The organism is Cereibacter azotoformans, assembly GCF_021391315.1.
GTDB lineage: Bacteria > Pseudomonadota > Alphaproteobacteria > Rhodobacterales > Rhodobacteraceae > Cereibacter_A > Cereibacter_A azotoformans.
Genome location: NZ_CP090021.1, coordinates 1,390,024 through 1,411,607 on the forward strand (window position 1 = coordinate 1,390,024; position 21,584 = coordinate 1,411,607).

Annotated in this window: 22 protein-coding genes; 5 read left to right on the plus strand and 17 right to left on the minus strand. The window is 68.7% G+C overall.

The genetic code is table 11. The features are described from left to right. Position 1 precedes the first annotated feature (1 nt). From LV780_RS06980 to dctP, 6 genes are all read right to left on the minus strand, one after another. Positions 2-514, minus strand: a complete 513-nt coding sequence (locus LV780_RS06980) for a TRAP transporter small permease (protein WP_011908569.1) — start codon at positions 512-514, stop codon at positions 2-4. Next, positions 511-1,275, minus strand: a complete 765-nt coding sequence (locus LV780_RS06985; RefSeq protein WP_108220196.1) for an enoyl-CoA hydratase/isomerase family protein — start codon at positions 1,273-1,275, stop codon at positions 511-513. The genes LV780_RS06980 and LV780_RS06985 overlap by 4 nt, the downstream gene beginning before the upstream one ends. After that, positions 1,272-3,014: an FAD-binding protein gene (locus tag LV780_RS06990; RefSeq protein ID WP_108220197.1), complete on the minus strand. Its 1,743-nt coding sequence runs from the start codon at positions 3,012-3,014 to the stop codon at positions 1,272-1,274. The genes LV780_RS06985 and LV780_RS06990 overlap by 4 nt, the downstream gene beginning before the upstream one ends. Continuing rightward, complete coding sequence (locus tag LV780_RS06995; protein WP_108220198.1) at positions 3,011-4,189, minus strand: acyl-CoA dehydrogenase family protein; 1,179 nt, start codon at positions 4,187-4,189, stop codon at positions 3,011-3,013. The genes LV780_RS06990 and LV780_RS06995 overlap by 4 nt, the downstream gene beginning before the upstream one ends. A 114-nt stretch (positions 4,190-4,303) precedes the next feature. Further along, positions 4,304-4,540, minus strand: a complete 237-nt coding sequence (locus LV780_RS07000; protein WP_108220199.1) for a hypothetical protein — start codon at positions 4,538-4,540, stop codon at positions 4,304-4,306. Positions 4,541-4,566: 26 nt separating this feature from the next. Next, positions 4,567-5,658, minus strand: a complete 1,092-nt coding sequence (gene dctP / locus LV780_RS07005; protein ID WP_108220200.1) for a TRAP transporter substrate-binding protein DctP — start codon at positions 5,656-5,658, stop codon at positions 4,567-4,569. Positions 5,659-5,917: 259 nt separating this feature from the next. Between dctP and LV780_RS07010 the strand changes: the two genes are divergently transcribed. Together LV780_RS07010 and LV780_RS07015 are read left to right on the plus strand one after the other, a co-directional pair. Further along, positions 5,918-6,841 (plus strand): amidohydrolase family protein, encoded by a 924-nt coding sequence (locus LV780_RS07010; protein ID WP_108220201.1) that lies wholly within the window; start codon positions 5,918-5,920, stop codon positions 6,839-6,841. Between the two features lie 67 nt (positions 6,842-6,908). After that, the gene (locus LV780_RS07015) at positions 6,909-8,231 is read left to right on the plus strand and encodes a TRAP transporter large permease (RefSeq protein WP_108220202.1); all 1,323 of its coding nucleotides are present in this window, start codon (positions 6,909-6,911) and stop codon (positions 8,229-8,231) included. On the opposite strand, the gene LV780_RS07020 is transcribed toward LV780_RS07015, so the two are convergent. The 3 genes from LV780_RS07020 to LV780_RS07030 form a co-directional block, all read right to left on the minus strand. Then, the gene (locus tag LV780_RS07020; RefSeq protein ID WP_101342146.1) at positions 8,232-9,197 is read right to left on the minus strand and encodes a cyclase family protein; all 966 of its coding nucleotides are present in this window, start codon (positions 9,195-9,197) and stop codon (positions 8,232-8,234) included. 230 nt (positions 9,198-9,427) lie between these two features. Further along, complete coding sequence (locus LV780_RS07025; RefSeq protein WP_108220203.1) at positions 9,428-10,192, minus strand: SDR family NAD(P)-dependent oxidoreductase; 765 nt, start codon at positions 10,190-10,192, stop codon at positions 9,428-9,430. Then, positions 10,189-11,787: an acyl CoA:acetate/3-ketoacid CoA transferase gene (locus LV780_RS07030; RefSeq protein ID WP_181318447.1), complete on the minus strand. Its 1,599-nt coding sequence runs from the start codon at positions 11,785-11,787 to the stop codon at positions 10,189-10,191. Before LV780_RS07030 ends, LV780_RS07025 begins: the two co-directional genes overlap by 4 nt. A gap of 213 nt (positions 11,788-12,000) precedes the next feature. On the opposite strand from LV780_RS07030, the gene LV780_RS07035 reads away from it, so the two are divergent. Next, positions 12,001-12,675, plus strand: coding sequence for a GntR family transcriptional regulator (locus LV780_RS07035; RefSeq protein WP_233863939.1), 675 nt, complete (start codon positions 12,001-12,003; stop codon positions 12,673-12,675). A gap of 159 nt (positions 12,676-12,834) precedes the next feature. On the opposite strand, the gene LV780_RS07040 is transcribed toward LV780_RS07035, so the two are convergent. From LV780_RS07040 to LV780_RS07060, 5 genes are all read right to left on the minus strand, one after another. Continuing rightward, positions 12,835-13,344 (minus strand): CarD family transcriptional regulator, encoded by a 510-nt coding sequence (locus tag LV780_RS07040; protein ID WP_002719580.1) that lies wholly within the window; start codon positions 13,342-13,344, stop codon positions 12,835-12,837. Between the two features lie 280 nt (positions 13,345-13,624). Continuing rightward, positions 13,625-13,963: a ferredoxin FdxA gene (gene fdxA / locus LV780_RS07045; protein ID WP_011908581.1), complete on the minus strand. Its 339-nt coding sequence runs from the start codon at positions 13,961-13,963 to the stop codon at positions 13,625-13,627. Positions 13,964-14,017: 54 nt separating this feature from the next. Next, positions 14,018-14,320 carry an RNA-binding S4 domain-containing protein gene (locus LV780_RS07050; protein ID WP_101342304.1) on the minus strand — a complete coding sequence of 101 codons (303 nt, stop codon included), beginning with the start codon at positions 14,318-14,320 and terminating at the stop codon, positions 14,018-14,020. 5 nt (positions 14,321-14,325) lie between these two features. Next, positions 14,326-17,157 (minus strand): helicase-related protein, encoded by a 2,832-nt coding sequence (locus LV780_RS07055; RefSeq protein WP_108220206.1) that lies wholly within the window; start codon positions 17,155-17,157, stop codon positions 14,326-14,328. Positions 17,158-17,166: 9 nt separating this feature from the next. Further along, on the minus strand, positions 17,167-17,739 hold the full coding sequence (locus LV780_RS07060) for a tetratricopeptide repeat protein (RefSeq protein WP_108220207.1): 573 nt from the start codon (positions 17,737-17,739) through the stop codon (positions 17,167-17,169). 75 nt (positions 17,740-17,814) lie between these two features. Here LV780_RS07060 and LV780_RS07065 point away from each other — a divergent pair, with 75 nt between their 5' ends. Both LV780_RS07065 and LV780_RS07070 read left to right on the plus strand, forming a co-directional pair. Continuing rightward, positions 17,815-18,099: an SCP2 sterol-binding domain-containing protein gene (locus tag LV780_RS07065; RefSeq protein ID WP_011908584.1), complete on the plus strand. Its 285-nt coding sequence runs from the start codon at positions 17,815-17,817 to the stop codon at positions 18,097-18,099. Continuing rightward, the gene (locus LV780_RS07070) at positions 18,096-19,058 is read left to right on the plus strand and encodes an alpha/beta hydrolase (protein WP_108220208.1); all 963 of its coding nucleotides are present in this window, start codon (positions 18,096-18,098) and stop codon (positions 19,056-19,058) included. The genes LV780_RS07065 and LV780_RS07070 overlap by 4 nt, the downstream gene beginning before the upstream one ends. On the opposite strand, the gene LV780_RS07075 is transcribed toward LV780_RS07070, so the two are convergent. The 3 genes from LV780_RS07075 to LV780_RS07085 are packed head-to-tail and all read right to left on the minus strand — an operon-like array spanning position 19,039 to position 21,582. Beyond that, on the minus strand, positions 19,039-19,764 hold the full coding sequence (locus LV780_RS07075; protein ID WP_108220209.1) for a proteasome-type protease: 726 nt from the start codon (positions 19,762-19,764) through the stop codon (positions 19,039-19,041). The two genes, LV780_RS07070 and LV780_RS07075, sit on opposite strands and share 20 nt — an antisense overlap. 32 nt (positions 19,765-19,796) lie before the next feature. Next, positions 19,797-20,603, minus strand: a complete 807-nt coding sequence (locus LV780_RS07080) for a transglutaminase family protein (RefSeq protein WP_101341570.1) — start codon at positions 20,601-20,603, stop codon at positions 19,797-19,799. Between the two features lie 28 nt (positions 20,604-20,631). Continuing rightward, on the minus strand, positions 20,632-21,582 hold the full coding sequence (locus tag LV780_RS07085; RefSeq protein ID WP_108220210.1) for an alpha-E domain-containing protein: 951 nt from the start codon (positions 21,580-21,582) through the stop codon (positions 20,632-20,634). Between the last annotated feature and the right edge of the window lie 2 nt (positions 21,583-21,584).

Sequence of the window (21,584 nt, forward strand, 5' to 3'; positions counted from 1 at the left end):
ATCACTCCTCCCGTTCGGGATCAGGGCCGGCCGCGCGGGCCTTGCCGGCCAGCTCGAGCGCGATGGCCTCGAGAAGGAACAGCACCGCCAGCAGGCCCGCGACCACGACCGAGGCATAGGCCCAGCTCATCGGGATCTGCAGGCCGGGCGAGATCTCGCGCAGGCCACGCACCGCCATCTGCCAGCCGGTGACGGCCAGCAGCCCGAACATGGCAAGCCCGACGAGGTGCGAGAACAGCTCGAGCCCGCGGCGCATCCGCCCCTCGCCCGCGAGGTCGAGCATGAGTGCCATGCGGAAATGCCCGCCGCGCCGCACCGCCAGCGCGGCTGTCAGGAACCCGAGCCAGATGAAGCTGATGATGGCAAGGTCGGACAGCCAGATGATTGGCAGGTGCAACCAGAAGCGGTTCACGACCTGAAAGACGACGACGCAGACGACGAGAGCGTAGAAGCCGAGGATGACCCGCGACAAGAGGGCCTCCAGCACGCTCAGACCTTTGGAAAATCCCTTCATGTGCCTTGTCCGTCCTCCCGATCGAACGCTGCGGTTTTGCTGCGATAGGCGGGGTCCGCCTGCCGCGTGGCGCTCACGAGCCCGTGGAAGGCTCCGGCCGCTTCCGGGAGCCCGGCGAGCGTCATGGCGGCCTTGGCATAGCGGAGCGACTCGGCCGGGCGGGCGGCAATCGCCGCGGCGAGGGCCAGCGCCTCATCCCGCAGGCTGCCGTCCGCGCTTGCCAGCCGCGTGACGAGCCCGAGATCCAGCGCCTCCTCCGCGCCGAGCCTCTGCCCGAGTGCCACAAGCTCCAGCGCCCGCGCATGTCCCACGATCTGCGGCAGGCGCTGCATCCCGCCCGATCCGGGCAGGCTTCCCAAACCCATCTCGGGAAAGCCGAACGAGAGTGAGGGCGCGGCGATGCGGATGTCGCAGCCGAGCGCCAGCTCCGCGCCCCCACCCAGCACATGGCCGTGCAGCGCCGCGACCGATATCAGCGGCGAGCACGCCAGCCGGTCGGCGGGCCGCCGGCTCGCCTCGATGAAGCGGCGCAGCGCCGGCCCTGACAGGCCGCGCATGTGCCCCAGATCCGCCCCGGCCGAGAAGGCCCGCCCTTCGCCGGCCAGCACCACAACGCGGACCTCGCCCGCCTCCTCGAGCTGCTCGAGATGGCCGAGCAGCGCGCGGTTCGCGGCCGCATCGAGCGCGTTCAACACCTCCGGCCGCGCCAGTTCGATCAGCGCCACGCCCTCGGACGGCCAATGGAGGCGGATCGTGCTCATGCCGCCTCGGCCGGGCCGAGCTTCTCGACGCTGAGCGCGGGCAGGCCGTCCCGCCGGTCGATCACGATGGAGCGGTCCCAGTGCGGCTTCTTCTCGGGCGCATCGGCCCGGTAGTGGCTGCCGCGCGTCTCGTCGCGCATCGCCGCCGCCGTCACCATCATCAACCCGACATCGACGAGGTTTTCCGCCTCATAGACCCGCCAGAGGTCGCGCACCGTGCGCGCGGCGTAGGCGCCGGCGTCCAGTCGTTCGTGTTCGGCCATCAGGACCTCTTCGGCCATCTTCAGCCCCTGTTCGGTGCGGATGATCAGCGCATTGTCGGACATGGTCTTCTTGATCGCCTCGTGCGAGCGGCGGATCGGGGCTCCCTGCCCTTCGCTGCGCCGCCTGAGGCCGGCCAGCGCATCGGCAAGCCGCGCCTCCGCCCCCCGGCCACCAGCGCGCGCGCGCGCGGCCTCGGCCGCGGCAAGGCCCGCGCGATTGCCGAAGACGAGGCAATTCAGCAGCATGTTGCCGCCCAGCCGGTCGGCGCCATAGGGCCCGGTCGCCGCTTCGCCGGCGGCCAGCAGGCCCGGCACGGTGGTCCGCGCCCCCTCGTCGATGATCATGCCGCCGTTGATGGCGTGACCCATCAGGCCGACGTGCAGGGGCTCTTTCGTGATGTCCATGTTCTTGCGCAGCAGCCACTGGCGCGAGACCGCCCAGAGTTGGCTGTAGCCCTTCTCGGTCAGCTTCGAGCCGTCCACATGGCGCAGGTCGAGGTAAAAGCCGTCGAGGTCGGTCGCCCGGCCCGCATCGATGGCCAGGCGCGCCGCGATCTCGATCCAGCGCGAGCGGTCCGAGGCGCTGAACGGATAGTGGCGCGCCTTGTCCTTGACCGCATCGGCGAAGGAGACGCCCGGCGGCAGGTGGGGCTCGATCACGTCATTGCCGAAACGGTCGGTGAATCGCGGATTGACCGCCCAGAACCAGGCCATGATGATGTTCAGCGCCGGCTTGATCGTGCCGAAGCCCGCCTGCATGAACTCCATGTTCGACATGCGCGCGCCCGCGCGATAGCCGAGCGCATAGCCGTCGCCGGTGATGTCGGCGGGCATCAGGCTGTAGCGGAAGAGCTGCCCCGCCCCGCCGGTCGTCACCACGACGACCCGCGCGCGGATGTCGACCAGAGTGCCGTCCTTGGTCATCAGCAGCGCGCCCTCGGCCCCTTCGTCCGAGGTGTGAAGCGTCAGCACCATCGCATGTTCGATGAACTCGACCCCGGCCTTCGCGCATTCCCGGCGCAGGGCGACGGCGATGGGCTTGCCGTGGTGATAGATCTTGCGGTTGCGCGGGCGCGAGGCGAAGTCACCCTGCGCGATCAGCGGCCGGCCCGTCGCCTGATCGGTGATGAAGGGCACGCGCCAGCGGTCGAGATCGGCCCCGGCCGAGGCCGCCTCGTCCACCAGGATCCGCACGAGGCGCGGATCGGCGCAGCCCTGAGCCGCCGTCATGATGTCGTCGTAATGCACATCGGGATTGTCCAGCGGATCGCCGGCGCCGTCGGGGATGGCAAAGCCCGCCGACGAGGCGAGCCCCACCGCCGTCGCCCCCGAGACGCCGATCCGCCCCTTGTTGGCCAGGAGCACCCGCGCCCCGGCCTCGCGCGCGGCCAGCGCCGCCCTCAGCCCCGCGGCCCCCGCGCCGATCACCAGAACGTCGGTCTCGCGCGTCTCCGCCCTGTCCAGCGCCAGGCTCATGCCACACCTCCCGGAGCGATGCTCTCGCCCAGTCCACGTTTCTGCACGCGGCTCGCGATCATCAGCCGCTGGATGTCCGAGGTTCCGTCGAGGATGCGGTAGGAGCGGCAGTCGCGATAGAGCCGCTCGGCGGCAAAGCCCACCGCCACGCCCATCGCGCCGTGAATCTGCACGCAGGCGTCCGTCGCCCGGCCCGCCGCCTCGCTGGCAAAGAGCTTGGCGTAGGCGGCCTCCTGCGCCGCATCGATCCCCTGATCGAAAAGGCTCGCCGCCTGATAGAGCTGCAGCCGCGCGGCGTAGAGATCGGCCACCATGTTGGCGATCTTTTCCTTGACCATCTGGAACTCGCCGATCGGCTGGCCGAACTGCCGGCGCGTCCGGGAATGGTCGATGCTCAGCTCGGCGGCCTTGCCGATCACGCCCACGGCGCGCGCCGCGGCCCAGAGCCGGGCGCGACCCAGGACGAACTTCAGCCCGCCGAAGCCGTCATGAAGCTCGCCCAGGATCTCGTCCTCGCCCGCTTCCACATCCTCGAACCGGACCTCGGCGCTGCCCGACCCGCGGCCGCCCATCTGCACGTCCGGCGCGCCGGTGCTGAGACCGGGCCTGCGCCCGATCAGGAAGATGGTGATGCCGGGCTTGGGCTTGCGCTCGGGATCGGTCACGGCCGAGACGAGGAAGACCTCGGCGTCGGCGGCGCGGCTGACCCACATCTTGGTGCCATTGATCACCCATGTGTCGCCGCGCTTCACCGCCCGCGTGCGGATCCCGGCGGCGTCCGATCCGGCGCCCTCCTCGGTCAGGCAGAAGGCGGCGAACTTGCGCCCCTCGGCCAGCGGCTCGAGATAGTCCGCCTTCTGCTTTGGCGTCCCGGCGTGGCGGATCGCGGCCGCGGGCGCGTTCGGCGCGACATAGAAGGTCACGCCCCCCGGGCCGCGGCTGAGCGTCTCGAGCGCCACGCAGCTGGCAAGCTCGCATTCGCCGAGTCCGCCGAACTCCTCGGGGATCGACAGGCCGAACAGCCCCAGTTCGCGTGCCGTGTCGAAGATTCCGGTCGGGATCGTGTTGGTGCGGTCGATCTCTGCGGCGCGCGGCTCGACCTCGGTATCGACAAAGCGCCGGACCGTATCGCGCAGCTGGACGATGTCTTCGGGCAGGTGGATATGCATCTTCATTCCTTGGTCTTGCGGATCCTGATCGGTCGCGGACAGGGCCGCGCGGGGAGAGCGGCCACCCACAAGGGGGCCGGTGCGGGCCTGAGTGGCGCGCGGAAGGGGGCGCGTGCCGCCTCAGGCCGGACGGGCGACCTGCAGGCCGAGACGCAGGCAGGTGGCGAGGCACTGCAGCCAGAGCGCCCAGAGGCCGAGCGCGATCGGGACGTAGAAGGCCCAGACCGTCGGCGCCGCCAGGACGTAGCGCGCAAAGACCTCGTAGAGGCTGACGCAGATCAGGGCCGCCAGCATGACCGTGGCGACCGCGACCAGGAGGCCGGCAAGACGGTCCGCGATGGTGAAAAATCCCGTCATGACATCCTCCCCGGTGCGTCCCGGGCCTAGTCCGCCGAAGGCTCGGCGCGATGATCGACGGCGCGGAACGAGGTGTTCCCGATCCAGTCGTCGTAGAAGGCAAAGTAGGACTCCGCGACCTTGCGCACCCAGGGATTGCCGGAGGCATCGCCCTCGTCGGCGCGGGCATAGATCCACTTGCGGCCCTCTTCGCGGATGCGCTCCACGACCTCGTCATCGAGCCGGACGATCTCGTTGTTGCCCTGCTTCAACTCGGCCCACGCCTTGCGGTCGAGCGCGTCGAAGGCGGCCAGCGTGTCCATCGACGACAGCTCGCAGGCGGCCGTCACCTTGCCCTGCAGCTCGGGCGAGAGCGCGTCCCACAGCTCGGCCCGGACGGCGAACTCCTGGAAGAAGGCGTTGGTATGGACGCCCGGATAGATGATGTATTTCGCGGTCTCGTGAAGCCCCGCCTTGAGGTTCTCGGAGGGGCTGCCCCATTCGGCCGCGTCGATGGCGCCGCGTTCGAGCATCGTATAGACCTCGTCGCCCGGCACCACCGTGGGCGCGGCCCCGATGGCGGTCAGCACATCGGCGAAGGAGCCGACGGTGCGGAACTTTACGCCCTGGAAACCGGCGAGCGTCTTCAGCGGCTTGTGGGACTGCGCAAAAAGCTCGGTCGCGCCCATCCCGCAGGGCAGCGCGTGCAGGTCCATCGTCTCGCGCCGGTGTTCGGCCAGGAGCTCCCTGCCGCCGCCATACCACATCCACTGCCAGAGCGCCTCGGGCCCCATGCCGCCGGGAAAGGTGCTGAACAGCGCATTCGCCGGATCGCGGTTCACGATGTTGACGGCCGAGGACTGCACCGCATCCGCCGCCCCGTCGAGAACGGCGTCATAGGCCTCGAACGAGGGCGCGATGACGCCCGCCGGATAGGGCTGGATCACCACCTGCCCGTCCGTCAGTTGGGCGACGCGCTCGGCGAAGGGCAAGGCGAAAAGCTGGTAGAAGGTGGATGTCTCGGCAAAGGCATGGGTCATGCGCCACGTCACCGGATCCTGCGCCGAAGCCGGTCCCGCCAGCAGCAGGATGGCCGCGGCCACCGGCGTGGCTTTGTGCCACTTCGTGAAACCTGTCATCTGTGTTCCTCCCTGCAACGGCTACGCAACCGTTTGCATTGATACGCTAGCACGACCCAATCCACCTGAACAGACCCCGAGAGCACTTTCGTCCCTGCCGCATTGAGTGGACTTTTATATCCTTATTTCAAATACCTTAAGCCTGCGCTCTTCGAGGCGTTCACCAGCGGCGCGCGAAAATCGGCAGATCCGCCACGCAACCGATTGCGTTGCGGAAGACGAATCTGCTAGCCTCCACCTGCTCGGGAGGAGGACCGACATGACGACCGAAGAGCGCCGCCGGGCCTTTCCCAAGGTCGATGCGCATCACCACATCTGGGATCTCGATGCCCACAGCTATCCCTGGCTGCAGGAGGGGCCGCCGCGGCAGCGGGTTTATGGCAATTCGGCACCTCTGCGGCGCAACTACCGGATCGAGGATTACCTGGCCGATGTGGCGCCCTTCCGGGTCGAGAAATCGGTCTATCTGCAATGCGGCTGGAACCCCGCCGATCCGGTGGGCGAGACGCGCTACGCGCAGGCCGTGGCGGATGCGCAGCCCGAGGGCTTTCCCCATGGCATCGTCGCCCATTCCGACCTGGACGCGCCGGGGGTCGAGGACGAGCTGAAACGCCACTGCGCAAGCCCGAACATGCGCGGCATCCGCATGTTGCTCAGCCATCACGATACGCCTGCCTATCAATGGGCGCCGCGCGGCGACTATCTGACGGATCCCGCATGGCGGCGCGGCTACGAGGCGCTGGCGCGTCAGGGCCTGTCGTTCGACGCCCAGCTTTATCCTCATCAGATGCCCGAGCTTGCCCGCATCGCGGCCGAGGTGCCCGAGGTGCCGCTTGTCATCGACCATTGCGGAATGCCCATCGAGCGCGAGAGCGGCGGCCTCGCGCGCTGGCGCGACGGGATGGCGGCGCTGGCGGCGCTGCCGCATGTGCATCTGAAGATCTCGGGTCTCGGCATGGTCGATCATCATTGGACGGTCGAGAGCCTCCGCCCGATCGTGAACGAGGCCATCGGGATCTTCGGCCCTGACCGCTGCATGTTCGCCAGCAACTTCCCGGTCGATGGCCTCAAGAGCAGCCTCGCCACCCTCTTCGACGCCTTCCTCGAGATCCTCGCGCCGCGCCCGCTGCCCGAGCAGCAGGCGCTGTTCCACGACAACGCGGTCCGCTTCTACCGGCTTTGACCCTGCCCCTCCGACAAAGGAACCTCCATGCCGACCGATGCGATGACCGCCCCCGGAGTGCGGCGCGATGGGTGATCCGATCCTGTCCGCCCTGATGTTTCCGGCGCTGTTCCTGTTGATCTTTCTCGGCCTGCCGGTCGCCTTCAGCCTGATCGTCGTCTCGTTCGGCTTCGGCTATCTCTTCTTCGGCCCGACGATTGCCTCGCAGGCCTTCAGGTTTCTCGACAGCATCACCACGAACTACACGCTGGCCGCGATCCCGATGTTCATCTTCATGGGCGCGATGCTGGAACGGTCGAGCGTGGCCGAGCGGCTCTACGAGGTCATGTCGCTCCTGTTCCGCCGGGTGCGCGGGGGCCTCGCGCTGGCCACGGTCGCGATGTGCGCGCTCTTTGCTGCGGGGACGGGCATCGTGGGTGCGGTCGAGGCGCTGGTGGGGCTGATGGCCATCCCGGCCATGATGCGGGCGGGCTACGACAAGGGGTTGATCGCCGGCACGATCTGCGCCGGCGGATCGCTCGGCACGATCATTCCGCCCTCGATCGTGGTGGTGATCTACGCCAATTCGGCCAATCTTTCGATCGGCAAGGTGATGGCGGGGATCATCCTGCCCGGCGCGCTGATGGTCATGCTGTTTCTGGGCTACATCTACCTGCGCGCGCGGCTGCGGCCCGAGAGCGCCCCGCCGCGCAGGGTGACCGGGCAGGAGCCGGGCGGGCTCGCGCTTCTGCGCATGACGCTCGCCGCGCTGATCCCGCCGATCCTGCTCGTCGTCTCGACCATCGGCGCGATCCTTGCCGGCATCGCCTCGCCGACCGAGGCCGCGGGCATCGGCGCGCTCGGCACGGTGCTTCTGGCGCTGGCCTATCGCACCTTCACCTGGCGGCGCTTCTACGAGGCCCTGCGCCAGACGGTCGGGATCAACTGCATGGTGCTGCTGATCGTGGCCGGGGGGACGATGTTCACCAGCATCTTCCGGGTGCTCGGCGGGCAGCAGCTGATCACCGGCATCGTGCAATCCTCGGACATGTCGCCGGCGCTGGTCACGGCCTTCCTGCTTCTGCTGATCTTCATCCTCGGCGCGCTGCTCGACTGGGTGTCGGTGGTGCTGATCACCATTCCGATCTTCCTGCCGATCCTGACCCAGTTCGGCATCGATCCGCTGTGGTTCGGGGTCATGGCCATCGTGGTGATCCAGACCTCCTATCTGACCCCGCCGATGGCGCCGGCGATCTTCTACCTGCGCTCCATCGCGCCGCCCGAGATGGGCTATGCGCACATGTATCGCGGCGTGCTGCCCTTCATCCTCTGCCAACTCGTGGTGCTGGCCATCGTCGCCGCCCTGCCCGGCACCGCGACCTGGCTGCCGGACCGGATCGTGGGCTTCTGATCAGCGCAGCGCCATCGGGTTGACGGGCGAGCCCACCGCGCCCGTGATCGGCAGCGGCGGCGCGACGAAGAGGAAATCGAAGTGCCCGTCGGCGCGGCAGGCCTCGGCCAGCGGATCGAGCACGAAGATCTCGCCGACCGAGAGGCCCATGTTCGGGATCGCGACCCAGTGCCAGGGCCGGCGGATGGTCCGCGTCGCCTCGGGGCGGACCTCGACGGCGAAGGTGTCGCTGCAGACGGCGGCGAGGCACCTCTCCTGGATCCAGTCCAGCGTGTCGAAGGCAAGCCCCGGAGCGGCGCCGCCCGCAAAGGTGCCCCAGTCGCCGCTGTCCAGACACCGCCCGAGCTGCCCCGTGCGGACCAGCAGGAAATCCCCCGCCCCCACGACGGTTCCCTGCGCCTCGGCCACCGCCTCAAGCAGGGCGGCGCGGATCGGAAAGCCGTCCTCGAGCGCCGCGACGCCCAGATGCCCCGCCACGTCCAGCAGCACGCCCCGCCCGGCCATGCGGTCGCTGACATGCTCGATCCCGCAGCGCTCGGCGCCGCGCGAGCTGACCAGCCGCAGGTCGAAGCCGTTGTACATGTGCTCGTCATAAAAGACGTGGCTCAGCGCGTCCCATTGCGTGCCGCATTGCGTCGGCATGAGCACCGCATCGTCGGCATAGCGCAGCCCGTCGGCGTCCTGGCAGCCGGAATGGGCGTCCGTGCCGGACTGGATCATGTAGTGGACCGGATTGTGCCGTCCGCGCCGCCCGGTCTGCGGCCCGTTCTGGTCGAAGGGCATGGCGAGCGAGAAGCTCTGCCCGGTGCGGACGAGCCGGCTGGCCGCGAACACCATCTCGGGCGTCACATGGTTGACCGTGCCGCGCTGATCCTCGGGACCCCAGCGGCCCCAGTTGCGCAGGCGCAGGCAGGTCGCGCGCAGCTCCTCCTCGGTCAGCACCTCGGGGGGCGCATGGTCGTTCATGGGTCTCTCCTCGACAGGCAAAGGGATCCTGCGCCCCGGCAATCGGCGTCGGGCAGGCGTGCCGCGGCCGCCTCATGGCCCGCCGGAGCGTCGGGCGTGAAACGCGCGTCAGCTTCACCGCCGCCGTCCCGGTGTCGAAGGCCAGAACCAGCCTCGGTATCGCGGGCGTGCGGAGCGCCCTGCTGACCGAGCCGATGGTCGCCCCTCGCATCGGCGGGGACGCCGCGGCGTCAGCCCTGGACGGTGAAGCCACCGTCCACGACCAGAGACGCGCCGGTCACGAAATCCGACGCGGAGGAGGCCAGGAAGACGGCGGGGCCGGCAAAGTCGCCGGGCGCGCCCCAGCGCCGCGCGGGCGTCCGCGACAGGACGTTATCGTTCAGCCCCGGCACCTGCGCGCGCGCCTGCACGGTCAGCTCGGTCTCGATCCAGCCGGGCAGGATCGCGTTCACCTGGATGTTGTCCGGCGCCCAGGCCGTCGCGAGCGCGCGGGTGAACTGCACGAGGCCCCCCTTGCTGGCCGAATAGGCCACCGAGAAGGGCGCCCCCAGCAGGGCGAGCACCGAGGCGATGTTGATGATCTTGCCACCCCCCGCCCTGCAGAGCGCCGGATAGACCGCCTGCGACATGAGGAAGGCGCTGGTGAGGTTCGTGTCCAGCACCTTGTGCCAGTCCTCGAGCGTGTAGTCCTGCGGCAGCTTGCGGATCGCGATGCCGGCATTGTTCACCAGGATGTCGATCCGCCCGCCGATCCGCGCGGCCTCCTCGACCGCCGCCGCCACCCGGTCTTCGGCCGTGACATCCACCTCGACGAAATGGGCCGCCAGACCGTCCTTTTCGAGCGCGCCGACCGCCGCCGCGCCCTTGGCGCCGTCGCGCCCCATCAGGACGACCTGCGCCCCGGCCTCGGCCAGCCCGCGCGCCATCGCAAGCCCGATGCCGCCATTCCCGCCGGTGACGATCGCGGTCTTCCCCGCAAGGTCGAAGATCTTCACGCGCGGTCTCCTTTCGGCAGGCTCGAGGCAAGGCCCAGCAGCGGCTCGCGGAACAGCGCCTCCGCCATGACCGAGAGCCGCGGCGACACGGCAAGCTCGAAGCCCACGCGGCTGCGGATGTCGCGGTCGAGGTCGATCCCGGGCGCGATCTCGATCAGCTCGGGGCCGGTCTCGCCCAGGCGGAAGACCGCGCGATCGGTGATGTAAAGCACCTCCTGCCCGCGCGCCCTCGCCTCGGCCGCGTTGAAGGTCACCTCCTCGACGCGGGGGACGAACTTGCCAAAGCGGCCCTCCTGCTCGATCCGAAGCCGGCCCTCGTCGATCCGGCTGCGCAGGCCGCCGCTGGTCAGCGTGCCGCAGAAGACGATGCGCCGGGTCTTCGAGGTGATGTTGATGAAGCCGCCCGGCCCGTTCACCTCGGCGCCGAAGCGGCTGACGTTGAGGTTGCCCGAGCCATCGACCTGCCCGATCCCGAGGAAGGTGACGTCGAGCCCGCCCCCGTCGTAGAAGTTGAACTGGAAGACCGAATCCATGATCGCATCGGCGTTGAAGGCGGGCACGAAGGAGCCGCCGACGGCCGTAGCCATCAGCCCGCCAAAGATGCCGTGCTCGTTGGTGAAGGTGACGCGGTCGAGGATGCCCTCCTCGAGCGCGACGATCGGCAGACGCGTGGCCACGCCCGCCCCAAGGTTGATCACGTCGCCCTCGCGCAGCTCCAGCGCGGCGCGGCGCAGCAGCGCCTTTTCCGCCGACAGCGGCAGCGGCCGGATGTCGTCGAGCGGGCGCTTCAGCGCACCGGCCAGGAAGGGATTCCAGCCATGCGCGGGATCGGCCATCATCGGCGACAGCTGCGTCTGCGCCGGATGCACCACGATGGCGTCGATCAGCGGCCCCGGGATCCGCACCGTGCGGGGATCGAGACTGCCGGCCCGCGCCACCCTTTTCACCTGCACGATGACCGTCCCGCCCGAGGCCTTGCAGGCCAGCGCCATCTCGACCGCGCCCAGCGTGTTCGTCTCTTCCTCGAAGCTGACATAGCCGTTCTCGTCGGCGGTGGTGCCGCGGATCAGCGCCACGTCGATCTTCTGGGCGGGATAGAACAGCATCTCCTCGCCCTCGATCTCGATCAGCCGCACCGGCGGGCTGACCGAGGCCGCGTTCATCGCGCCGCCGCCGTGGCGGGGATCGATGAAGGTGCCCAGCCCCACCTTCGTCACCACCCCCGGCTTGCCCGATCCGGTCGCGGTCAGGATCTGGATCATCGTGCCCATGCCGGTGATGTAGCCTTCGACCTCGCCGGTCTCCATGATGTCGAGGAAGGCCGGATGGCGCGCGCGGCTGAACGAGGCGCCCATGACCTGCCGCATCATGCCCTTGTGGGCAAAGCTGTTCAGGCCGCCCTCGCCCTTCCGGTCCCCCGGCAGCATCGGCAGGAAGAGCGAGAGCGCGCCCGGCCGGCCCTCGGTCAGGAAGCGCTGCTCGAGCGTGGCCAGCAGAAGATCCGGCTCAAGCGCCGGTCCCGTCCCGGTCACGCCCAGCGTGCATCCGTCGGGAATCAGCGCGATGGCATCTGTCGCCGACATGATCTTGGACATTGAGTTCCTCGGGTGGGTCATGCAATGGTGCAGGATAACTGCGATCCGTGATCACGGTTGCACGAGTTGACGCCGGGTTCAAGCGGGAATGAGCGTCAGGCCGCCGCGCCACTTCCGCTTGAACTGGCCCCAAGGCGATGCGATGCGGGATCACCACTGGCGCGAGGACAGGACGTGGCGGGGCGGAAGTCACAGGGTCAGCACTCTCCGATCATGAGCATCGGCCAGATCGAGCGCGTCACCATGGGAGAGCGCATCTACAACGAACTGTGCCAGCTCTTGATCGCGGGCAAGCTGCAGCCGGGCGAGCGCCTGTCGCTGCGCACCGTGGCCGAGGCGCTGGGCGTTTCGATGATGCCTGTCCGCGAGGCGGTGGCGCGGCTGGTCGCCGATGGCGCGCTGACGGTCCATGCCAACCGGGCGATCACCGTGCCGCTGATGACGGTGGCGAAGCTGCGCGAGCTGACACGGATCCGGATCGAGATCGAGGGCTATGCCGTGGCCGAGGCCGCCACCCGCTGCACCGCCGGGCAGCTGGCCGCCATCGGCCGGCTCGACGCGGCCTTCCGGCAGGCGACGCTCGCCCCCGAAGGCGGAAGCGACGACTCGCTGCGGCTGAACAAGGAGCTGCATTTCGCTATCTACGAGGCGGCCGGCTCGCCGGTGCTGCTGTCGATCATCGAGGGGCTCTGGCTGAAGGTCGGGCCGATCTTCAACCTCGACCTGCGCGCGGCCCGGCGTTTTTCGACCGGCGCGGCCGAGAAGCACCATGCGGCGCTCGTGGCAGCCCTGACGCGGCGGGATCCCGAGGGCGCGCGGCAGGCGCTGTCCGCCGACATCCTCAGCTCGCTCGAGTTCGTGGTGACGACCGGATCGCTGCCCGACTGACGGGCCGGGCAGGATCGCCCACGGATCCGGCGGCACCGCCGGGCGACCTTCCGTCCCGGCGATCCGGAGCGCCACCTCCGACAGATCCCAAGTGCCCGATCGTCGAGCACGAAAAAACCGCGGCTTGCGCCGCGGTTCTTTATCTTCATCCGAAGAAGATCAGGCTGCGCGCGAGACGAGGACCGCGTCCACCGCCTTCTGCGCACCCGCTTCGTCCACGCCCGAAACGGCCGCCACTTCGCGGGTCAGACGCTCGAGAGCCGCCTCGTAGAGCTGACGCTCGGAATAGGACTGCTCGCGCTGATCGTCCGTCCGGTGCAGGTCGCGCACCACCTCGGCGATCGACATCAGATCGCCGGAGTTGATCTTCTGCTCATATTCCTGCGCCCGGCGCGACCACATCGCGCGCTTCACGCGGGCCTTGCCCTTGAGCGTATCGAGCGCCTTCGTCACCACGTCGGGCGTCGAGAGCGAGCGCATGCCCACCTCGGTCGCCTTGTGGGTCGGCACGCGCAGCGTCATCTTGTCCTTCTCGAAGGAGATCACGAACAGTTCGAGGCGGATTCCGGCGATCTCCTGCTCCTCGATCGAGATGATCCGGCCGACGCCGTGCGCCGGATAGACAACGAACTCGTTGGGACGAAACTCGGGCTTCTTGGTCTTGGTCATCCAGTCGCTTCCTCGATGCGGCAGCTCACGTCCTCGCGACAGACACACCAACGCCCGGATCTTCCGGTCCGGGCGATGCAAGTGGGATTGTCGCTAGAAATTCCACCCCAGGCAAAGAGCTCTGAGATGGTTGGCGGGCTTCCGTGCTTGTTTATGAAACCCTTGTATCACAAAAAGCGGCCGATTCCAACTCTGCCGAGCACAGCGGGTTCCACGAAATCGTTATCATCCCGCCTTGCAGGCGGGCGCCAGCCGCAGCTGAGACGAAGCGCCGCAGGCTTCAGCCCCCTTCGCCCGGCTTCTCCGAGAAGTGGGTGGCGAGCTTGCCGGTCTGGCCGTCGAGATCGGCGGCTTCGGGCAGCGGGTCCTTCTTGGTCACGATGACCGGCCAGATCTCGGCATATTTGCGGTTCAGTTCAAGCCAGGATTCCATGTCCGGCTCGGTGTCGGGACGGATCGCGTCGGCCGGGCATTCCGGTTCGCACACACCGCAGTCGATGCACTCGTCCGGGTGGATGACGAGCATGTTCTCGCCCTCGTAGAAGCAGTCCACCGGGCAGACTTCCACACAGTCGGTGTATTTGCAGGCGATGCAGTTGTCGGTCACCACGTAGGCCATGGACGGAACCTTGCTCTCTTGTCTTTGCGGGGTCTGTTAAAGCAGCAGCGCCGATCATTCAAGCGGCGAAGCGGCCGCAGGGGGGGTATCCAGGTCGTCGTAAAGGCCGCGCGCCTCGCTGGCCGGGCCGCGCCGGGCGCCCACGGCGACCACCCGGATGAGGCGGATCCGCCCGCCCTGGGGAAAGGTGAGCATGTCACCCTCGCCGACCGGCTGCGCGGGCTTGGCGACATGCTGGCCGTTCAGGCGGACCCGTCCCGCCTCGACCAGGGCGGAGGCGAGGGCGCGCGTCTTGAAGAAGCGCGCCTGCACCAGCCACTTGTCGAGGCGGATCGTGGCTCTGTCGGCTGCGGCCAACCGGATCAGGTCCGGTCGCGCAGCGCGGCCAGAACGGCGAAGGGGTTGTCCGGGTCGATCTTGTCGGACCGCGCGGGACGTGACTCGAAGGATTTCGGCTGGTTGCGCTCGCCGCCCTTGCGGTCGGGTTTGCCGCCCTTGCCCTTCGGGCGCGGATGGCCCTGACGCTCGGGACGATCGCCGCGCGGCGGGCGTGCGTCAGACGCGCCCTCGGCCGGCGCCGCCTCGCCCGACGCCGCGCGCGGAGCGCGGCCGCCGCGACCCTCGCCCTGCCCCCGGTCCTGCCGGCGCGGTCCGCGATCCTGCCGGCGCGGAGCCCAGGTGAAGGTGTAGAAATGCTCGGTCTCGACGACGGCGTGTTCTTCCGCGGCGGCGTCAACCGCCACCTCTTCGACGGCTTCGGCGGCCGGCTCGGGCGCGGCCTCGCCTTCGGGAACGGGCGTCGCGACCGGGGCGGCAGCCTTGACCTTCGGCCGTTCACCCGGCTCGGCGCGGTAGCCGAGGCCCTGCATCAGGCCCGCGAACTGATCCAGCGTCATGCCGGTGATCGAGAGCATGTCGGGCGTGGCCTCGAAGCCCGCACGGCTGTCCTTGGCGCGCAGCAGGTCGGCCAGACGCTCGAGCATGTCGATGCGGATGGCCCGCTGGCCCGCCGGATGATAGCCGGCCAGGGTGTAGTGCATCCGCGGCACGTCGGCGATGTGCGGGATGGTGACGAGGCCGGGCGGCGGGCTCTCGGGGAACTCCTGCAGACCGTTCGCCAGCGACCAGAGCACGAGCCGCAGCCGCGTCGGCGCCGGTTTCAGCAGGAGCGGCAGGAAGATCGTGAACTGCCCGAAGCGCACGCCATGCTTGCGCAGCGCCGAGCGCGCCTCCTGGTCGAGCGCCTTGACATCCTCGGCCACCTGCTCGCGCGGGATCACCCCGAGGCTTTCCACCAGCCGGAAGGCGAAGCCGCGGGCGAGGCCCGTCAGCGTCTCGTCACGGCTCATGGCCAGAAGCGGCTCGAACTGCGCCGCCACCTTGCGGTCGATGAAATGCTGGAGCCTGCGGCGCACCTTCTCGGCGACCTCGGCCCCGGCGTCCTCATCCACGAAGGGCTCGACCTGCGGGCGCATCGGCTCGGGGCCGGCCACGAGCTTGCCCACCGCCTGCTCGCCCCACATGAGGCCGCCCTGTTCGGTGAAATCCATCTCCGTGTCGGGCGAATTGTAGAAGCGGTCCGCCCGGAGGTGGAATTCCGGCCGCAGCGCCTGGATGGCGGCCTGCCGCAGGGTGCGCGCCTCGTCGGGCGAGTTCGACGCATCCTGCCGGAAGCGGAACCCTTCGAGACGGCCGACGAACTCGCCTTCCACCGTCACCTCACCCTTGTCATTGACCTCAGCCACAAGGCTCTCCTTCTGCTTCAACCGGCGCATGAGCACGGAAGTGCGCCGATCGACAAATCTCTGAGTCAGCGCGCCGTGCAGCGCGTCCGACAGGCGGTCTTCTACCGCGCGAGTCTCGTCGCGCCAATGACTTTCATCCTCAACCCAGCCGCGTCTCTGCGCCACATAGGTCCAGGTCCGAATATACGCGAGCCGTTTCGAGAGTGTGTCGATATCTCCCGACGGGCGGTCGATCCGGGCGATGGCGCGCGCCAACCAGTCGTTTGGAACCTTTCCTTCGCACAGGAAGCCGAAAATCCGGGCAAGAAGAGTCACATGCTCGGTCGAGGAGATGCTGCGGAAGTCGGGAATCCGGCAGACGTCCCACAGAAGGCGCACCTGATGGGGCGAGCGCAGCCGGTCGCGCACCTCGGGCTCCTCCGAGAGCGCCTTCAGGGCATGGAGGTCGTCCGACTCCCGCGCCCGCGTGAGCCATTCGTTCGAGGTCGGCTCTTCCAGCGAGGCGATCAGCCGCTCGACCGTTCCGAACTCGAGCCGGTCGTTGCGCCAGTGCAGGCGCTGGATCGGGGCGAAGCGGTGGTTCTCGATCGCATCGACCACGCCTTCGTCGAGCGGCTCGGCCTCGCCCGTCACGCCGAAGGTGCCGTTCTCGGTATGGCGTCCGGCGCGGCCCGCGATCTGGCCCAGCTCGTGCGGGAACAGGTGGCGCATCCGCCGCCCGTCGAACTTCACCGTCGAGGAAAAGGCGACATGATGGATATCGAGGTTGAGCCCCATCCCGATGGCATCGGTCGCCACGAGGTAATCCACGTCGCCGTTCTGGTAGAGCGCGACCTGCGCGTTCCGCGTCCGGGGGGACAGCGCCCCCATCACCACCGCGCAGCCGCCCTTCTGGCGGCGGATGAGTTCCGCGATGGCATAGACGTTATCGACCGAGAAGCCGACGATGGCGCTGCGCGGCGGCATCCGGCTGATCTTCTTGGATCCCGCGTAAGAGAGGGTCGAGAGCCGCTCGCGCCGCAGGAAGGTCACATGCGGCACCAGCGCGGCGATCGCGCCCCGCATCACGTCCGAGCCGAGGAACATGGTCTCGACCAGCCCGCGCGCCCGCAAAAGCCGGTCGGTGAAGACATGGCCGCGCTCGGGATCGCCGCAGAGCTGGATCTCGTCCACCGCGACGAAATCCGCGCCGATCTCCATCGGCATCGCCTCGACGGTGCAGACCCAGTATTGCGTGCGGTCGGGAACGATGCGCTCCTCGCCGGTGACCAGCGCCACGACCGAGGGCCCGCGCTGCGCCACGATCCGGTCATAGACCTCGCGCGCCAGCAGCCGCAGCGGCAGGCCGATCACGCCCGTCCTGTGGCCCAGCATCCGCTCGATCGCATAGTGGGTCTTGCCGGTGTTGGTCGGTCCGAGGACCGCCGTCACCCTCGCGGTCGCGCGCATGGGCCTGCCTCAGAGTTCCTGACCGGCCGCCTTGGCTTCCAGCCGTTTCACCGCCTGCTCTACCCCTTCGAGGTGCGGATGTATAGCAAGCGCGGCCCGATAGACCTCGAGCGCCCTCTCGGGGCGCTCCATCTGCTCGAGCATGGTGCCCAGCCCGGCCAGCGCGCCGAAATGGCGCGGGTTGAGGGTGAGGACGCGGCCGATGTCGGCCATCGAGGGTCCGAACATTCCGGCGCGGAAATAGGCGGTCGCGCGGGCGTTCCAGCCCTCGGCGAAGTCGGGGGCGTGATCGACCAGCGCCGTCAGATGCTCGATGGCGACCGTGCTTTTGCCGGCCGACATGGCCTCGCGCCCCCGCTGGAGCAGGAGATCGGCCGAAGGCGAGCCCGACCTGGACCATTCGGTGAAGATCTGCCGCTCGATTCGCCGCGCCGAGGCCGCGTCGGCCTCCTTCAGCCGGGTGAACAACTCGTCCAGCCCCCCGCCTGCGCCGGCCGTCTGGGCATCGGCCGCGGTCCATCCGAGGACAATCGGCAGAATTGCCGCCACGATAGCGTTGTGAAACGGTCGCCGCGCTTTCATAGTCCGAATGTAGCGTGCCGCGGGCCAAACGCCAGAGGCACGGGCTCAAGAAACAGAGAATGGAGACAGCCGGGAATGAGCAAGGTGATCGACGCCGCAGTGGAAGCGCTCGGCCGCAAGGTGTCCAGCTTCGACGGCAGTGCCAAGTTCATCATCGCCGATGAGGGGGTGATCATGATGGACGAGGCCGGCGTGCGCGCAGGCGATGGCGAGGCTGACGTCACGATGACCGCATCGGCGGACGTGTTCCAGCAGATCCTGGAGGGCGATCTCAACCCGACCATGGCCTTCATGTCGGGCCGTCTCGCCATCGAGGGGTCGATCCCCATGGCGATGAAGGTGGGCGCGGCCCTCAGTTGAGCGCGGCGCCCTTCCACACCGAGATCGCGCGCGGGCCCGACGGCGTCCGTGCGCAGTGGATCAGCGCCCAGGACGGCGTGCGGCTGCGCAGCGTGATCTGGCCCGAGGGCGGCAGGGGCACCGTGCTGCTCTTTTCGGGCCGCACCGAATATGCCGAGAAATACGGGCCCGCGGCCGACCAGCTGCGCCGCCGCGGCTATGCCTCGGCCACGCTCGACTGGCGCGGACAGGGCCTGTCTGACCGCTCGCTGCGCGACCCTCTGGTGGGGCATATCGGCGACTTTGCCGAATATCAGCAGGATGTTGCGGCGTTCGTCGCGCATGTCCGGGCGCAGGGCCTGCCGGAGCCCTATCACCTGCTGGCCCATTCGATGGGGGGCTGCATCGGCCTGCGCGCGCTGCAGGAGGGGCTTGAGGTGCGCTCGGCCTCCTTCTCGGCGCCGATGTGGGGCATCCGGGTCCATGCGGCGCTGCGGGTCGTGGCGGCCGCCCTGGGGGCGCTTGCCCGCAGGACGGGGCTCGGCCATCGCTATGTCCCCGGCACCGGCACGCGCAGCTATGTGGTCGCCACCGCCTTCGAATCGAACGTGCTCACGCGCGACCGCGAGATGTTCGCCTGGATGCAGGACCAGCTTGCGCGCGTGCCCGAACTGGGGCTGGCCGGCCCCAGCCTCGACTGGCTGCGCGCGGCCTTTGCCGAGACTCATCGCCTTTCGCATCTGCCCTCACCCCCGCTTCCCGCGCTCTGCATCGTGGGTTCGGCCGAGAAGGTCGTCGATCTGGACGAGATCCGGCGCCGGATGGACGGCTGGCGGGGCGGAGAGCTGCAGATCGTGCCCGGGGCCGAGCATGAGGTGATGATGGACCGCCCCGAGGTCCGCGACGCCTTCTTCGACGCCGCGACCGCCCTCTTCGACCGGGCGGCCGAGGCCGCCCCGCTCAGATCCGGATCTGCGTGAACCCCTCGCGCAGCGCGCGCGACCAGGCCTCGGACATGGCGCGGAAATTGTCGTCCCCCGCCTCGATCCGCCGGCGCGAGCTGATGCGGCAGGCGTCGCGCTCGATCACCGCCAGGTCGAGCGGCATCCCCACCGACAGGTTCGAGCGCAGCGTCGAGTCCATCGACAGCAGCACCGCCTTCTGCGCATCGGCCAGCGAGGTCTCGGGCTTGACCACCCGGTCGAGGATCGGCTTGCCGTACTTGTGTTCGCCGATCTGCAGGAAGGGCGTGTCCTCGGTCGCCTCGATGAAATTGCCCTCGGGATAGATGAGGAACATCCGCATCTCGCCGCCCTTGCGCTGACCGGCGACGATCAGGCTGGCCGAGGCGCTCTGCTTCATCGCCGAGAGCTTCTCGTCGATGTCGAGCCGCACGCGCGCCAGCATGTTGCCGATGATCTCGGCCACGTTCAGCATGGTCGGGGCCTTGAGGATCGAGGTCTCTTCGGTGGCGTCGGGGTCGTGCATTGCCTCCTTCACGCGGGCAATGGTGGTCTGCGTCACCGAGAGGCTGCCCGCGGTCAGGATCGCCACCACGCGCTCGCCGGGGTCCTCGAAGACGAACATCTTCTTGTAGATGGCGATATTGTCGAAGCCCGCGTTGGTGCGCGTATCCGACAGGAGAACCATCCCCTCATTGAGCAGCAGGCCCACACAATAGGTCATGACAGCCTTGTCCGTTGGTTTTGGCGGCGACCCTATTGCTGCACCGCCTGCACTGCAACCTGCACTTCCAGTCGTTCGATCCCATGGCCGCGGGCGATTCCCCGGATCGGGGCGGCATCGGCCGCATCGAGGCCCGAGCCCAGACGGATGTAGCGATCGTCGGGGCAGCAGCGGTTGGCGGCGTCGAAGCCCACCCAGCCGAGGCCATGAACCCAGACTTCCGCCCAGGCGTGGGCCGCCTCATGGTCGCGCCCGGCCTCGGTGAAGAGATAGCCCGAGACGTAGCGGGCGGGCAGCCCCGCCGCGCGGGCCACGGCGATCAGCGCATGGGCGTGATCCTGGCAGACCCCGCGGCCCAGCTTCAGCGCCTCGGCCGCGGTGGTGTGGGCCTCGGTCACCCCGGGCTCGTAGGCGATCGCGTCGGCGACCAGATCGGCCAGCCGGTGCGCCCGGTCGAGCGCCTCGCCGGCGCCCCCGGCCTCGGCCGCAAGCGCCGTCAGCGCCGCATCGGCCCGCGTCACGGGGGTGGAGCGGAGGTAGCAGTCGGGCGGTGTGAGTTCCCGGTGCCCGCGCAGCACGCCGGCCTGATCCGATGTCTCGACCGCGCCCCGTACGGCAACCGTCACCTCGCTGACCGGCCCGGGCACGGTCCAGCCCTGGATCCAGTCGCCCGCCCCGTCGCGGAACGTGCCTCCGGCAATCCCGTCCGTGACCGTCACCGTCCAGTTCAGCACCCTCTGCCCCGCGCAGTTCGAGGGCATCAGCCGGTGGCTCTGCACCAGCGCCCGCGCAGGCCGGTTGTAGCGATAGCAGGTCACATGATCGACCGTCAGAATCATGGCGTGGCCTCCGACAGAACCGCACCGCTCATCGCACATCCCCCGACAGATAAGTTTCAAAGATCACGCCCGACAGGTTCGCGGCCTCGAGGATGAAGCGGCTGAGAAACTCGTGCAGCCCCTCCTCGATGATCTCCTCGACGCTGAGAGCCGCCAACTCGGCCGCGATCGTCTCGGCCACCTCGCTCGGGCGCGAGGGCCGCCCATACGCCTTCTCAAGCCGCTTGAGATGGGTGCAGACCCCCTCGATACAGTTCGTCAGCGAGCGCGGGCATTGCCCGTTCAGGATCAGGAAGTCGGCGATCTTGCGCGCCGTCACCTCGCCGCCATAGGCCCAGTGAAAGGCCCTGTGCGCCGATGTGGCCCGCAGCAGGGTCGCCCACTGGTAGTTGTCCATCCCCGAGCCCACGAACTCGACCCGCGGCAGCAGGACGTAGTATTTCACATCCATCAGCCGGGCGGTGTTGTCCGACCGCTCGAGATAGTAGCCGAGGTTCAGGAAATCCCACCCGTCGTTGCGAAGCTGCGTCGTGTCGATCGAGCCGCGGATGATGGCGGCCTTGTTCATCGTCCAGTCGATCAGACGGGACAGCTCCAGCTTGTCGCGGGGGGATTTCTCCAGCGCGCGCAACTCCTGATAGGCGGTGTTGATCGCGTCCCAGACCTGCGCGGTCAGCGCGGTGCGCACGATGCGCGCATTCTCGCGCGCCTTTCCGATGCAGGAGGCGACCGACGACGGATTGTCGAGGTCGAAGAACAGGTAGCTCTCGATGTCGCGCTGGTGCGCCTGCCCGTATTTCTGCGCATAGCCCCCGGCGGTGCCCGAGGCCTGCAGCAGGCTGTCCCATTCGTTGCGGTAGCCGTGGGCGGACGGCAGCAGCGACATGCGCGCGCCCACTTCCAGAAGGCGCGCCATCGTCTCGGCCCGCTCCATGTAGCGGGCGATCCAGTAGAGGTTGTCGGCGGTCCGGCTCAGCATGT

Bases quoted from the DNA above. Each gene is read 5' to 3' on its own strand.
- LV780_RS06980 (WP_011908569.1), bottom strand. From the start codon at position 514: ATGAAGGGATTTTCCAAAGGTCTGAGCGTGCTGGAGGCCCTCTTGTCG.
- LV780_RS06985 (WP_108220196.1), bottom strand. From the start codon at position 1,275: ATGAGCACGATCCGCCTCCATTGGCCGTCCGAGGGCGTGGCGCTGATC.
- LV780_RS06990 (WP_108220197.1), bottom strand. From the start codon at position 3,014: ATGAGCCTGGCGCTGGACAGGGCGGAGACGCGCGAGACCGACGTTCTG.
- LV780_RS06995 (WP_108220198.1), bottom strand. From the start codon at position 4,189: ATGAAGATGCATATCCACCTGCCCGAAGACATCGTCCAGCTGCGCGAT.
- LV780_RS07000 (WP_108220199.1), bottom strand. From the start codon at position 4,540: ATGACGGGATTTTTCACCATCGCGGACCGTCTTGCCGGCCTCCTGGTC.
- dctP (WP_108220200.1), bottom strand. From the start codon at position 5,658: ATGACAGGTTTCACGAAGTGGCACAAAGCCACGCCGGTGGCCGCGGCC.
- LV780_RS07010 (WP_108220201.1), top strand. From the start codon at position 5,918: ATGACGACCGAAGAGCGCCGCCGGGCCTTTCCCAAGGTCGATGCGCAT.
- LV780_RS07015 (WP_108220202.1), top strand. From the start codon at position 6,909: ATGGGTGATCCGATCCTGTCCGCCCTGATGTTTCCGGCGCTGTTCCTG.
- LV780_RS07020 (WP_101342146.1), bottom strand. From the start codon at position 9,197: ATGAACGACCATGCGCCCCCCGAGGTGCTGACCGAGGAGGAGCTGCGC.
- LV780_RS07030 (WP_181318447.1), bottom strand. From the start codon at position 11,787: ATGTCCAAGATCATGTCGGCGACAGATGCCATCGCGCTGATTCCCGAC.
- LV780_RS07035 (WP_233863939.1), top strand. From the start codon at position 12,001: ATGAGCATCGGCCAGATCGAGCGCGTCACCATGGGAGAGCGCATCTAC.
- LV780_RS07040 (WP_002719580.1), bottom strand. From the start codon at position 13,344: ATGACCAAGACCAAGAAGCCCGAGTTTCGTCCCAACGAGTTCGTTGTC.
- fdxA (WP_011908581.1), bottom strand. From the start codon at position 13,963: ATGGCCTACGTGGTGACCGACAACTGCATCGCCTGCAAATACACCGAC.
- LV780_RS07055 (WP_108220206.1), bottom strand. From the start codon at position 17,157: ATGCGCGCGACCGCGAGGGTGACGGCGGTCCTCGGACCGACCAACACC.
- LV780_RS07060 (WP_108220207.1), bottom strand. From the start codon at position 17,739: ATGAAAGCGCGGCGACCGTTTCACAACGCTATCGTGGCGGCAATTCTG.
- LV780_RS07065 (WP_011908584.1), top strand. From the start codon at position 17,815: ATGAGCAAGGTGATCGACGCCGCAGTGGAAGCGCTCGGCCGCAAGGTG.
- LV780_RS07075 (WP_108220209.1), bottom strand. From the start codon at position 19,764: ATGACCTATTGTGTGGGCCTGCTGCTCAATGAGGGGATGGTTCTCCTG.
- LV780_RS07080 (WP_101341570.1), bottom strand. From the start codon at position 20,603: ATGATTCTGACGGTCGATCATGTGACCTGCTATCGCTACAACCGGCCT.
- LV780_RS07085 (WP_108220210.1), bottom strand. From the start codon at position 21,582: ATGCTGAGCCGGACCGCCGACAACCTCTACTGGATCGCCCGCTACATG.